Source organism: Sphingomonas changnyeongensis, from assembly GCF_009913435.1.
In the GTDB taxonomy this organism is placed as follows: domain Bacteria; phylum Pseudomonadota; class Alphaproteobacteria; order Sphingomonadales; family Sphingomonadaceae; genus Sphingomonas_B; species Sphingomonas_B changnyeongensis.
In genome coordinates, this window is the sequence record NZ_CP047895.1 from 1063132 (window position 1) to 1075615 (window position 12484).

Annotated in this window: 9 protein-coding genes; 4 read left to right on the forward strand and 5 right to left on the reverse strand. The window is 67.7% G+C overall.

Translation table 11 applies throughout. The annotated features are described in order from the left end of the window. The first annotated feature begins 16 nt into the window (after positions 1-16). From GVO57_RS05370 to GVO57_RS05375, 3 genes are all read left to right on the forward strand, one after another. A complete protein-coding gene (locus tag GVO57_RS05370) occupies positions 17-217 on the forward strand; it encodes a DUF2093 domain-containing protein (RefSeq protein WP_160593839.1) in 201 nt (66 codons plus the stop codon). 252 nt (positions 218-469) lie between these two features. After that, positions 470-664, forward strand: coding sequence for a hypothetical protein (locus GVO57_RS14835; protein ID WP_233281483.1), 195 nt, complete (start codon positions 470-472; stop codon positions 662-664). Continuing rightward, complete coding sequence (locus GVO57_RS05375) at positions 661-1227, forward strand: M23 family metallopeptidase (protein ID WP_233281484.1); 567 nt, start codon at positions 661-663, stop codon at positions 1225-1227. The genes GVO57_RS14835 and GVO57_RS05375 overlap by 4 nt, the downstream gene beginning before the upstream one ends. A 94-nt stretch (positions 1228-1321) precedes the next feature. Here GVO57_RS05375 and GVO57_RS05380 read toward each other — a convergent pair whose 3' ends face one another. Continuing rightward, positions 1322-1897 (reverse strand): hypothetical protein, encoded by a 576-nt coding sequence (locus tag GVO57_RS05380; protein ID WP_160592299.1) that lies wholly within the window; start codon positions 1895-1897, stop codon positions 1322-1324. A gap of 265 nt (positions 1898-2162) precedes the next feature. On the opposite strand from GVO57_RS05380, the gene GVO57_RS05385 reads away from it, so the two are divergent. Then, positions 2163-5102, forward strand: a complete 2940-nt coding sequence (locus tag GVO57_RS05385) for a TonB-dependent receptor domain-containing protein (protein ID WP_160593840.1) — start codon at positions 2163-2165, stop codon at positions 5100-5102. Positions 5103-5281: 179 nt separating this feature from the next. On the opposite strand, the gene GVO57_RS05390 is transcribed toward GVO57_RS05385, so the two are convergent. From GVO57_RS05390 to GVO57_RS05405, 4 genes are all read right to left on the reverse strand, one after another. Beyond that, entirely contained in the window at positions 5282-6316 is a 1035-nt protein-coding gene (locus tag GVO57_RS05390) for a hypothetical protein (RefSeq protein WP_160592300.1), read from the reverse strand. Continuing rightward, a complete protein-coding gene (locus tag GVO57_RS05395) occupies positions 6313-7578 on the reverse strand; it encodes a tetratricopeptide repeat-containing sulfotransferase family protein (RefSeq protein WP_160592301.1) in 1266 nt (421 codons plus the stop codon). Before GVO57_RS05395 ends, GVO57_RS05390 begins: the two co-directional genes overlap by 4 nt. A gap of 274 nt (positions 7579-7852) precedes the next feature. After that, a complete protein-coding gene (gene clpB, locus GVO57_RS05400; protein ID WP_160592302.1) occupies positions 7853-10432 on the reverse strand; it encodes an ATP-dependent chaperone ClpB in 2580 nt (859 codons plus the stop codon). A gap of 165 nt (positions 10433-10597) precedes the next feature. Further along, complete coding sequence (locus tag GVO57_RS05405; RefSeq protein ID WP_160592303.1) at positions 10598-12208, reverse strand: M28 family metallopeptidase; 1611 nt, start codon at positions 12206-12208, stop codon at positions 10598-10600. Positions 12209-12484: the final 276 nt, after the last annotated feature.

A 12484-nucleotide genomic window follows, 5' to 3' on the forward strand; every position in this document is an offset into this window, starting at 1 on the left:
GAAAGCGTTGAAAACGATGCTGATGTTCAACCGCAACCAGCCGGCCCGGCTGCATTATATGGCCAATGGCTTCCGCATTCTCGCGCAGGGCGACCATGTGCTGTGCGCCCTGTCCGGCGAGAAGATCGCGCTCGACGAGCTGCGCTACTGGTCGGTCGAGCGCCAGGAACCCTATGCCAGCGCGGAGCTGGCGACCCGGGCGCTCGCTCCCAAATGATGACGGTGGCGTGAGGGGCGGCGTGCGGCGCATGGCGGGCGCGGGGCGGCTGGCGGCGGTGTTTCGGCATGCCGCAATCCTGCCCAACCCCATCTTTCCCAGCCCCGTCCCGCTGGCCCCGGCTCTGCTCGCGCTTGCCCTCACCGCCTGTGTCGCGCCCGGCGGCACGCGCACCGCGCCGCCTGCTGCGCCCCCGCTTCAGCCGGAGGGTCTGCCCCGGCCGCCTTTCCCGCCGCGCCGGTTGGGGACATCATGCTCGATGCCGCGCCCCGTCAGGGCGCGGTGGTGCGCGGCTTTGCGCCGCCGGGGACGGAGCGGCTGCTGCTCGACGGCGAGCCCCTGCCGCTTGCCGGTGATGGCCGCTTCCTGATCGGGCTGGACCGCGATGCCCCGCCACGCGCGCTGCTCGTCGCCGAGCTGGCGGGGGCGGGCAGGTGTCGCGCATGATCGACGTCGCGCCCTTCGCCTGGCCGATCGAGCATGTCGACACGCCGCGCCGCCCGGCGGTGCCCGATGCCGAGTTCGCGCGGATGCGCGCGCCGGAGCTGGCGCGCATCGCCGCCGCCCGCGCGGTCGACACCGGCAGCGGCGGCTGGCGTCAGGGCTTTTTCTGGCCCGCGCCGGGGCGGCTGAGCGGGCGGTTCGGCGCGCAGCGTTTCTATCGCGGCGGCGAGGCCGGGGCCTATCATTCGGGCCTTGATCTGGCCGGCGGCGCGGGCGCGCCGGTGACGGCGCCCGCCGACGGTGTCGTCGTGCTGGCCACGCCCGTGCCGTTCACGCTCGAGGGGCGGCTGGTCATCATCGATCATGGCATGGGCCTCAACAGCGCGTTCCTGCATCTGTCGGCCATCGATGTGCGCGAGGGCGAGGCGGTGCGGCGCGGCCAGCGCATCGGCGCGATCGGTGCCTCCGGCCGGGTCACCGGGCCGCATCTGCACTGGGCGGTCAAATGGCGCGGCGCGCGGGTGGACCCGGCGACGCTGATCGATCCCGCCGCGCCGCCGCGCTGACCGCCGATCCGATTGCGTCGGCTCCGCCGCTCAAGGCCTTTGTTTTACCGCGGTTTCCGGGCCACGGGGCGAGTCCACCCGGCTCGAAAACGCGCTAGCCGACCCGCATCCCCTTGACCGCGCGGGCCTTGCCGAAGCGGATGAAGTAACTGCCCAGCGCCGCCTTGCGGATCGTCACCGCCTCCCCGGCCTTGGGCGGGAAGGTGATGGGCTCGCTCGTCTGCCACACCGCGCCATCCTCGATCGTGAAGCGCACATAGCCGCGCGGCACGACGGTCACGGTCACGACCTTGCTCGTCAGCTCGGTAAAGGCTTCTTCGCCCGCATCCGGCTTGTCCTTCTTGCCGGCCGCGTCCGGACGGTCGCCGAACAGCGACAGGTTGGGCAGGGCAAAGCCGAACAGCGACCGGCGGGTCTTGCGCACCTCCTGCTTGTCGAGGACCAGCAGCTCGCGCGTCTCGACCGAGCGGGACAGATTCTCTGCCGCCGCGTCATAACAGGCGAGCCGCCGGGCATTGTCGGACAGCGAGCGGCAGGCCTGCAGGTCGCGCAGCGCCGCCGGCTGCGGCCCTCCGGCACCCGAATCCTGCGCCTGTGCCGGAATGGCGACCAGCAGCCCCGCTGCCAGCACCGCATTCCCGATCGGCCGCACCCGTGCCGGACGTGCCATGAACCCCTCCCGAAAAACCATCCGCCGGAGGCCTGCTACCGGCCCGCCCGGCATAACGGGGTGCCCGGGCGGGGCGCAAGCGCGGGCGTGGCGGGGCGGTGTGTCCGTTTTGCTACAGTCTGCCAGAAACGAGATTATTTTATTGCGCCAACATTGTTTCCTGCGCCCGAAATCGCCTATCCACTGGCGCGATAGCTCATCTTTTTGTAGCTATGGACCATGTGTGGACCGGGCGAACCGGCCACCGCAAAGGGGAAAAGATATTATGCAGCTTGCTCTTCGTCGGCGCCTGCTTGCATCCACGGTGCTGATCGGCGCCTCGATGCTCAGCACGGCCGCTTTCGCGCAGGACGCCCAGACCGCCGAGACGGAAAAGGACGATACCATCGTCGTCACCGGCTCGCTCATCGCCAACCCGAATCTTGAGGCGTCGTCGCCCGTCACCTCGATCGGCAGCGAAGAAGCCCTGTTCCGTAACACCAACACCGCCGAGCAGCTTCTCCGCCAGCTGCCGGGTGTCACGCCCAGCATCGGCTCCGCGGTCAACAACGGCAATGGCGGCGCGGCGTTCGTCAACCTGCGCGGCCTGGGCACCAACCGTAACCTCGTGCTGCTCGATGGCGACCGGGTCACCCCGGCGAACCAGGGCGGCGCGGTCGACCTCAACATCATTCCGGTCGCGCTGATCGAGTCGACCCAGATCCTCACCGGCGGCGCGTCGACCACCTACGGCGCCGACGCCGTTTCGGGTGTTGTCAACTTCATCACCAAGCGTGACTTCACGGGGGTCGAGCTCAACCTCTCGAACCAGATCACCGAGCGCGGTGACGGCAACTATCTGCGCGCCGACCTGACGATGGGTGCGAGCCTCGACGATGGCCGCGGCAACGTCGTGTTCAGCATCGGCTATCAGGAAGCCGATCCGGTCTATCAGGGCGCGCGCGGTTTCTCGCGCTTCGGCATCAGCTCGACCAGCGGCCGCGCCGCCGGCGGCTCGCCGACCTCGGTGCCGTCGTCCTTTGCGCTGACCGGTCTGCCGCAGCAGCAGGTTTCGCCGGATGGTGCGTCGCTCGTCCCGGCCTATCAGGACTTCAACTTCAACCCGTTCAACATCTTCCAGACGCCGTTCCAGCGGTTCAACGTCTTCACCCAGGGCAATTACGAGATTGCCGATGGCGTTGAAGTCTATGGTCGCGCGCTGTATTCGAAGAACACGGTCCAGACGATCATTGCGCCGTCGGGCATCTTCGGCGAGGCGCTGAGCATCCCGGCGAACAATCCGTTCCTGACCACTGGGATCCGTAATCAGCTCTGCAGCGCGGCGGGCATTGCGGCTTCGGCCTGCACCCCCACGTCGACGACTGCGATCCCGATCCCGGCCGTCTATCGCCGTACCGTGGAACTCGGGCCGCGCATCAGCACCTTCGTCACTCAGGTGTTCGATTATCGTGCCGGTGTCCGGGTTGACGTGACCGACACGATCAAGGCGGATGTTTCGGCTTCTTACGGTCAGAGCGAGAATGACCAGACCCAGTCGGGTTATGTGCTTCGCTCGCGCGTCCAGCAGGCGCTGAACGCCAACAACGTCAACACCTGCACGAACACTGCCAACGGGTGCACGCCGCTCAACCTGTTCGGGCCGGCCGGCTCGATCTCGCCGGGCGCCGCCGCGTTCCTTTCGGGTGAGAGCCAGATCAGCTTCACCACTGCGCTTGCGCAGGTGCGTGGCGTGGTGTCGGGCGATTTCGGGGTTGCGCTGCCGTCGGCCAATGACGCCATTGGCTTCGCGGTCGGCGCCGAATATCGCAACTACCGCGCGTCGCGCGTGCCGGACTTCCTTGCCCAGCAGCCGGGCGAACTCGGCGGCGCAGGCGGTGCGGTTCTGCCGCTGCGCGGTGGTTATGACGTGTATGAAGCGTTCGGCGAAGTCATCGCGCCGCTCGTCCAGGACAAGCCGTTCTTCCAGGATCTGACCCTCGAAGCCGGCATCCGTTACTCGTCCTACACCGTCGATGCGCCGAGCAACCCGAGCTTCAAGGCCACGACCTGGAAGGCGGGCGGCAGCTGGACCCCGGTTGAAGGTCTGAAGCTGCGCGGTAACTATCAGCGCGCCGTGCGTGCGCCGAACATCGGTGAACTGTTCGCGCCGGTCGTCACCGGCCTGACCAACCTCGTCACCGATCCCTGCGCCTCGCTCGACGTGTCGAACCCGCCGATTCGGCGCAGCACCGGCCCGACGGGCATCCTGCGCGACGTCTGCCTTGCACAGGGCGCGCCGCTTGCCGGCATCAACAACATCCAGGATCCGGCTGCCGGTCAGGCCAATGGCACGGGTGGCGGCAACCCGAACATTCAGCCTGAAAAGTCGGACTCCTACACCATCGGTGTGGTGCTCCAGCCCCAAGCGATTCCGGGCCTGTCGGTCACGGTCGATTATTACAATATCGTCGTGAACAGCGCGATCACCGCGGCGACCCCGGGTGACGTGATCGGTGCCTGCTTCAACAACCTGACTGCAGCATCGGTGACCAGCGCGGCCTGCACCAGCATCCGCCGCAACCCGGTCAATGGCCGTCTGAGCGGTTCGACCGCGACGACGCTGGGTCTGCCGCAGCCGCTGACCAACCTGGGCCGTCTGTCGACGAACGGGATCGACCTCAGCGTCAACTACAACACGGATCTCGACTTCGCGAAGCTGTCGCTGTCGTTCAACGGCAACTGGACGCGGTCGATCAAGTTCCGTGCGTCGCCGACCGGTCTGAACCGTGAATGCGCCGGCTTCTATTCGACCAACTGCTCGCCGACCAGCGGTTCGCCGCAGCCGGAGTTCAGCTGGAACCAGCGCACCACCCTCAGCTTCGATATGGTCGACGTGTCGCTGCTGTGGCGTCACATCAGCGCCATCCAGTATGAGCCGGGCATCGGCACGCTGTTCAATGGTGCGATCACCGGCAACACCACGGTTGCTGGCCAGCGCGTCAACTTCAACCGTATCCCGGCATATAACTATTTCGATCTGTCGGTCCGGTTCGATCTTGGCGACAATCTGGACGTGACGCTGACGGCGCTGAACATGTTCGACAAGCAGCCGCCGATCGTCGGGTCGAACGCCGGGGCCACCGCTTACAATAGCGGCAACACCTTCCCGTCGACCTATGACGCGCTGGGCCGGACCTTCGCCGCGACTGCGCGCGTCAAGTTCTGACCCAATCCGGCAACGCCGGAGTGAAGAACGGGCGGGCCTTCCGGATGGAAGGCCCGCTCTTTTTTTGATCTGCTCCTGAAGCAGACCGGTTCCTCCGATCGCTGCGCAGACGACGATACGCAGTCGCCATCTGGCAACGGCCGATTATCGATTAGGAAGCAGGGCGCGCCGTGCGCCGGTCAGATCAGCGGATGATCGAGGATCTGCGCAATGCCGGCATTGCGGGCGACCGCGTCGGCCCAGACCAGCACCTTGTCATATTCGTCACGATGTTGTTCGGCCGCCCGGTCATAGGTGATCTGTCGATCGGCCCGTGAAAATCCCTCGCTCGTGCGCTTGGAATCGGTGTTGAACGCCGGACCGGCGAGTGTGGCCGCAATCCGGTCGGAGTCGAGCCCCAGCCGGAAATGCCCGGCCAGCGCCGAAATCGCGTCTGCCGGCCTGTCCAGAAACACCTCGCTGTCGAGTGTCCGCACACGGCCGGGACCGAACTCTGCCAGCAGGTCGCGGAACAGCGCATGCTGCGCCAGCCAGCCGGCCGCCGCGATCTGGAGGTCGGTCATGTGCAGCAGCGCATGATCGTCCAGGCCAAGCCTGGCGGGTAGCCCGTCAAGCCGCTGGATCCCGATCAGCGTCCTGACCCACAGCCGCCCTTCCATCCCCTTTTTGAGGATCGACGACAGGTAGATGGGCAGCGGCGCATGCAGGAACAGCGCCTGTGCCTCCGGCCGCATGGCCAGCGCCGCGCGGTAGAGGCCGAACATGACATTGGCGGGTTTGATCACCACCGATTCCGCGGGGTCGAAACCACGCGCCAGCAGCGTCAGCCCGTGATCGAGCATCTCCGCCACCGCCCGTGGCTGGGCGCCGCGATGCCGCCAGCCGACCAGATCGTTGATCAGCACCGGCTCCTTGAGCGCCAGTGCCACCCCGTCATGATCGAGCAGCCGCGCGATGAGTGTCGAACAGCAAAAGGCGGAATGGAAGATGAAGTGAACTGGCCGCCGCACCGGCTGGACTGCTGCCACCAGCGCGCGGCGGTCGACGGCATGAACCGCCCGCTCCGCCGGCAGATAGTCATCGGTGATGAAGGTCGATGCCCGGTGGTCGGCGCGCGATACGCGCGTCAGATGGATGGCGTCCCGCGTCGGATCGTAACGGTGGGCAAGCCAGCCGGCATCGCGTGCCGCCTCGGCGATGGACGGAGCGGTCATGGCCGGTCTCCCAGCCCGTCAATGGCCGGTGCCAGCATCGCCGCATAGTCACGCCAGCGCCCTGATGACCGGGAATGTAGTGGGCGGCGCACCTGCCAGGCGCTTGCGGTGCGGACCGGCGCGTCAATGCCGCTTGTCGTCAGGCACGCCTCGTCCCAGCCAAGGCCCATCCGTGCGATCACGTCACCCATCACCGCGCGAGGGTCTTGCACCAGCGCGTCATAATCGAGTGTCAGCACCGTGTCGCCGAACCGGTCGTGCCAATGGGCCATCAGGCGGTCATGCCCGTCGATCCAGTGGCGGATGTCGCCGAGGTCCCAGCCATAGGCGATGCTGTCATCGAACCTCAGGCTGAAGATCGACAGCATGTTGTCACGCCGGTCCCGCCGCGTGTGGATGAACACCGCCTCGGGGAACAGAGTGCGCAGCAGCGCCAGATGCAGGAAATTGTCGCACCTCTTGTCGCAGACAAAGCGTGCTCCCCCGCCGATCTGCCGCAGTTCGGCCAGATAATCGTCGCGCAGCCGGGCGAGCAGCGCAGGATCGGCCTGTGCGAGCCGGTCCGGATAAGGCTGCAGATGCTGATGGACGAACGCGGGGATCGTCTCCATTTCCCCTGCCGAGGCGATTGCGGGGTGCCGGGCGAGCAGTTGTTCGGCCAGCGTCGATCCCGAACGAAACAGGCCGAAGATGAACACCGGACACGGGCTTGCCGGATCGGACTGGTGGGGCGCGGGCTGGGCAAGGCCGGGCAGCGGGGGCATCGCTATCAGCGCGTCGATCAGCGCGTCGTGCCGCCGCCGGTCATAGCGGAGCGCCGGCGGAATCTGCTGGCGGACCAGGGCATTTCCCCGCGCCAGCGCCGCGAATGCGGCCGCGTGCGCGCCGAGCGCGTCCTGCGCGGCGCCAAGGGCGAACAGCAACTCGGCCTCATCGGCGGGCGCAAGGCCGGGCACGGCGAGATGGCGGGCAAGCGCATCGGCCGCCGCCGCTGCCTGACCCTCGACAATGTCCAGCCCGGCGATCCGGGCCAGATCGTGCCCATTGCCCGGTTCAAGCTCCAGCGCGCGCAGATAGGCGGCCCGCGCCTCGCCGGCCCGGCCCTCATCCTCGTGCAGCTGGCCAAGGTTGCGCCAGGCCAGAGCAAAACCGGGATTAAGCGCCGTCGCACGTTCCAGCTCGGCGCGGGCCGATGCCGGATCGGCCAGCTGTTCGGAAAAGATCGCCGCCCGGTTGAGATGCACTTCCTCGGCCCGCGCCACGCCCTGGGCGATTGCCGTGCCATAGGCGTCGAGCGCCGCGCCGAACCGCCGCGTATGGCGCAGCGCATAGCCAAGGTTGAACCACGCATCCGGCGCCCGGTCCCCCCGGCAAGCGCCTGACGATAGGCGGCAATCGCCGCGTCAAGGCGCCCGGCATGCAGGTCGCGGTCGGCCTGGGTCAGAAGAAGAGACGAAGATATCTGCATCGCGCCGTTTTTGGCATGGCCGGGCCGGTGATGCCACCATCAACCGGCCCGGCATCCGGTGTGGCGCCTCAGCCCACCATCAGGTTCAGCCGCCCGTCGCCTTCATCGACCTTCACCGTTGCGCCGTCGCGCACCGCGCCGCTCAGGATCATTTCGGCAAGCGGATCCTGCAGATGGCGCTGCACCGCGCGCTTGAGCGGGCGGGCACCATAGATCGGGTCATAGCCGACCCGGCCCAGCCATGCGCGCGCCGCGTCGGTCAGGTCGAGCCTGATCTTGCGGTCCGCGAGCAGCCGGCCGACCCGGCCGACCTGGATGTCGACGATCGGCCCCATATGCTGCTGGCCGAGGCGGTGGAACAGGATGATCTCGTCAAGCCGGTTGAGGAATTCCGGGCGGAAATGCCCGCGCACGATCTCCATCACCTGCGGCTCCACGCTCGCCACATCCTCGTCCTCGGCCACCTGGCTCAGGAACTGGCTGCCAAGGTTCGAGGTCAGGATGATGAGCGTGTTCGAAAAGTCCACGGTGCGGCCCTGGCCGTCGGTCAGCCGGCCATCGTCCAGCACCTGCAGCAGGATGTTGAACACATCGCCATGCGCCTTCTCGACCTCGTCGAACAGCACGACCTGATAGGGCCGCCGCCGGACCGCCTCGGTCAGCACGCCGCCTTCTTCATAGCCGACATAGCCCGGCGGCGCGCCGATCAGCCGCGCGACCGAATGCTTTTCCATGAACTCCGACATGTCGATGCGCACCATCGCGGCGGCATCGTCGAACAGAAACTCGGCCAGCGCCTTGGTCAGCTCGGTCTTGCCGACGCCGGTCGGGCCGAGGAACAGGAAGGAGCCGAGCGGGCGGTTGGGATCCTGCAGCCCGGCGCGCGCGCGGCGCACGGCGGTCGACACCGCGCGCACCGCATCGGCCTGACCGATCACGCGCCTGGCCAGCACGCTTTCCATCTGCAGCAGCTTTTCGCGTTCGCCCTCGAGCATCCGGTCGACCGGAATGCCGGTCCAGCGCGACACGACGCCGGCAATGTCGTCGGCGGTCACCTCCTCGCGCAGCATCGCCCCGGCGGCGGCCGACTGGGCATCGGCAAGCTGCTTTTCCAGCCCCGGAATGATGCCATAGCTCAGCTCGCCGGCACGGGCGAGGTCGCCGGCGCGCTGCGCCTGTTCAAGCTGCAGCCGCGCCTGGTCGAGCTGTTCCTTGATCCGCGCCTCGCCGGCGATCTTTTCCTTTTCCGCCTGCCAGCGGCCGGTCAGGTCCGCCGATTGGCGTTCCAGCCCGGCCAGTTCCGTCTCGAGCGCCGCCAGCCGGTCGCGCGAGGCCTGGTCGCTTTCCTTCTTCAGCGCCTCGCGTTCGATCTTGAGCTGGATGATGCGCCGGTCGAGCGTCTCGATCTCCTCGGGCTTGCTCTCCACCTCCATGCGCAGGCGCGAGGCGGCCTCGTCCATCAGGTCGATCGCCTTGTCGGGCAGGAAGCGGTCGGTGATGTAGCGGTTGGACAGCGTCGCCGCCGCCACGATCGCGCTGTCGGTGATGCGCACCCCGTGGTGCAGCTCATATTTCTCCTTCAGCCCGCGCAGGATCGAGATCGTGTCCTCGACCGTCGGTTCATCGACGAACACCGGCTGGAAACGCCGCTGCAGCGCCGGGTCCTTCTCGACATATTTGCGATATTCATCGAGCGTGGTCGCGCCGATGCAGTGCAGCTCGCCACGGGCCAGCGCGGGCTTCAGAAGATTGCCGGCATCCATCGCGCCTTCCGATTTGCCCGCGCCGATCAGCGTGTGCATCTCGTCGATGAACAGGATGATGTCGCCTTCGGCCTGGCGCACCTCGTCGAGCACGCCCTTCAGCCGTTCCTCGAACTCGCCGCGATATTTGGCCCCGGCGATCAGCGCGCCCATGTCGAGCGCCATCAGCCGCCGGTCCTTGATCCCGTCGGGCACGTCGCCATTGGCGATGCGCAGCGCCAGCCCTTCGGCGATCGCGGTCTTGCCCGTGCCCGGTTCGCCGATCAGCACCGGGTTGTTCTTGGTCCGCCGGGCAAGGATCTGGATCGTGCGGCGGATTTCCTCGTCGCGGCCGATCACCGGGTCGAGCTTGCCCTCGCGCGCCGCCTCGGTCAGGTCGCGGGCGAACTTCTTGAGCGCATCATACCGGTCCTCGGCCGATGCGGTGTCGGCGCTGCGCCCGCCGCGCAGCGCGTTGATCGCCGTGTTGAGCGCCTCGGCCCCGACTCCGGCCTTGGCGAGCGCCTTGCCCGCCGCAGTGGTCGTGGAGAGCGCCAGCGCCAGCAGCAGCCGCTCCACCGTGACAAAGCTGTCGCCGGCCTTTTGCGCGACCTGTTCGGCCTGATCGAGCACGCGCACCGCATCATTGTCGAGGCCCGGCGTCGCCTGCGCGCCCGAGCCGGAGACGGCGGGTAGCCTGGCCAGCGCGGCATCGGTTTCGGCAAGCGCCAGCGCCGGATCGCCGCCCGCATTGCGGATCAGCCCGGCGGCCATGCCCTCCTTGTCGTCGAGCAGCGCCTTCAGCAGATGTTCGGGCGTGATGCGCTGATGGCTCAGCCGGATGGCGATGGTCTGCGCCGCCTGGAGAAAGCCCTTCGCCCGGTCGGTGAATTTGTCGAGGTTCATATCGGCCCCTGTCGGATCGCTGATGACACATGTAGTGTTGCCATTTGGCAACACAAGATGGCGATGCCGACATGCTGGCCGGGCATTGGCAGCGGCAAAATAGGGACTGATCCGGAGCGATGGCGGGGCGCGGCCATCGGCCTGCGCCCCGCCATCGGGCGCGGCTTAACGGGCGGTCCCGGCGGGCTTGAAGAAGCTGTCCGCCTTCCAGGCCGGTGCTGTGGGCGCATCGGCGATTTCCTTGGCGATCAGATAGTTGATCTTTGCAAACTTCGCCCCTGCCGCCCAGTCGATCGGCAGTGCCGGGCTGTCGCTGACCTTGTGGTAATGGGTCGACAGGAAGCTGGTGAACTGCTTGTCGCCGCCATTGCCGAAGCCGGTCATCAGGAACACCGAGGGAATGCCCTCGCGCACGAACTTGTAATGATCCGAGCGGGTGAACAGCCCTTCCTGCGGCAGCGGATCGGGGCTGAGCGCGATGCCGAGCGCGCTGCCGGCCCGCGCGACCGCATCACCCAGCGTCGAATGATTGGCGCCAAAGGCGATGACGTCGGTGAAGTCATAGAGCAGCACCGGCATGTCGAAGTTGACGACGCCCACCACCTTGCCGGGGACGACCGGGTGCTTGGCGAGATATTCGGCGCCCAGCAGGCCCTTTTCCTCGGCGGTCAGCGCGGCGAGCAGGATCGGCCGGCGCGGCTTGACCCCGCTGGTCACAAAAGCGCGCGCCACCTCGATCAGCGTGGCGACGCCGGTCGCATTGTCCATCGCGCCGTTGAAGATCTGGTCGCCCTTGCGCGCCGGATCGGTGCCGACATGGTCGAGATGCGCGGTCAGCAGCACATATTCATTCGCCAGCGCCGGATCCGAACCGGGGATCATGCCGATGACATTGGTGCTCGACAGCTTGCCCAGGCTGGTCCGGCGCGTGATCGATACTTCGGGCTTGAGCGCGAAGCCGCGCGGGCGGCCGCCCTGCTTGTCGGCCTCTGCCAGCACATCGGCGAGCGTCCGGCGCGCGCCGGCGAACAGCGCCTCTGCCGGGGCGGTGTCGAGCGTCGCGGCAATCTCGATCCCCGGCGCGAGGGCAAAGGCCTTGCCGTCCGGCTGCGCCCAGCCGATCGACTTCTCACCCGCGCGGTGGGCGAGCACGTCGAAGCCGTAGCGCTTCTGGTCGGCGAGCGTGCGGAGGGTGATGATGCCGCGCGCGCCGCGATCCTGGGCAAAGCGGGCCTTCATCGAGTTCAGATGCGCGCCGATCTCGCTCGGCGTGCCCTTGGGTGACCCGGCGAGGACGACGACATATTTGCCGCGCACGTCGAGCCCGCGATAATCGTCAAAGCCCGCCGCCGGCGCGTCGAGGCCGAAGCCGACAAACACCGCCTGGGCGGTCAGCGTCTGCGCCTCGGCCAGCGTGCTCGGCCCGATCGCCGCCTGCTTGGCGGCATCGAAGCTGACCCCGCCGATGCTGAGCGTCGGGGCGTCGGCGCGCAGCGCGGTCACGAACGGCACATTCTGATACCAGCCGGCAGCGCCGGTGCCTTCGCCCGCCGGGACGAGCCCCAGCCCGGCAAACTGATTGGCGACATAGGAGGCGGCGATGTCATAGCCGCGCGAGCCGGTGTCGCGCCCCTCGAGCAGGTCGCTCGCCAGGAAATCGACATGGCTGCGGAACCGTTCGGCGGTGAACTCGGGCTCGGCGGCGCTGGCCGGGGTGAAGGCGGCCATGAGCGCGGCGGCGCTGGTCATGGCAAGAGCGAGGCGTCTGATCGGCATGTCCTGTCCCTGAAATCGCTGTTGTCGCGCCAAGCCTAGCCCAAGCCCCGCCACAGCCGCCAGCGGCACGGGGGCGGGGCGCACAAGCCGGCGTGCAGTTGGTCGATCCCCATCGGCCGTTGATCGAAGCCGGCGGCGGCGGGCCGGTCTGCGCCGTCCGGTCCCGGTGCCGCATTCTCCGCCTGCCGCCCCTTGCCCTTGCGCGCTGCCCGGCTAGGATCGCGCCCGGTGGGGAGCTTGCCGCGCGCGACGCGCCGGCCCGCATTGCCCCGTATC

Bases quoted from the DNA above. Each gene is read 5' to 3' on its own strand.
- GVO57_RS05405 (WP_160592303.1), bottom strand. From the start codon at position 12,208: ATGCCGATCAGACGCCTCGCTCTTGCCATGACCAGCGCCGCCGCGCTC.
- GVO57_RS05380 (WP_160592299.1), bottom strand. From the start codon at position 1,897: ATGGCACGTCCGGCACGGGTGCGGCCGATCGGGAATGCGGTGCTGGCA.
- GVO57_RS05375 (WP_233281484.1), top strand. From the start codon at position 661: ATGATCGACGTCGCGCCCTTCGCCTGGCCGATCGAGCATGTCGACACG.
- GVO57_RS05370 (WP_160593839.1), top strand. From the start codon at position 17: ATGCTGATGTTCAACCGCAACCAGCCGGCCCGGCTGCATTATATGGCC.
- GVO57_RS14835 (WP_233281483.1), top strand. From the start codon at position 470: ATGCTCGATGCCGCGCCCCGTCAGGGCGCGGTGGTGCGCGGCTTTGCG.
- GVO57_RS05390 (WP_160592300.1), bottom strand. From the start codon at position 6,316: ATGACCGCTCCGTCCATCGCCGAGGCGGCACGCGATGCCGGCTGGCTT.
- GVO57_RS05385 (WP_160593840.1), top strand. From the start codon at position 2,163: ATGCAGCTTGCTCTTCGTCGGCGCCTGCTTGCATCCACGGTGCTGATC.
- clpB (WP_160592302.1), bottom strand. From the start codon at position 10,432: ATGAACCTCGACAAATTCACCGACCGGGCGAAGGGCTTTCTCCAGGCG.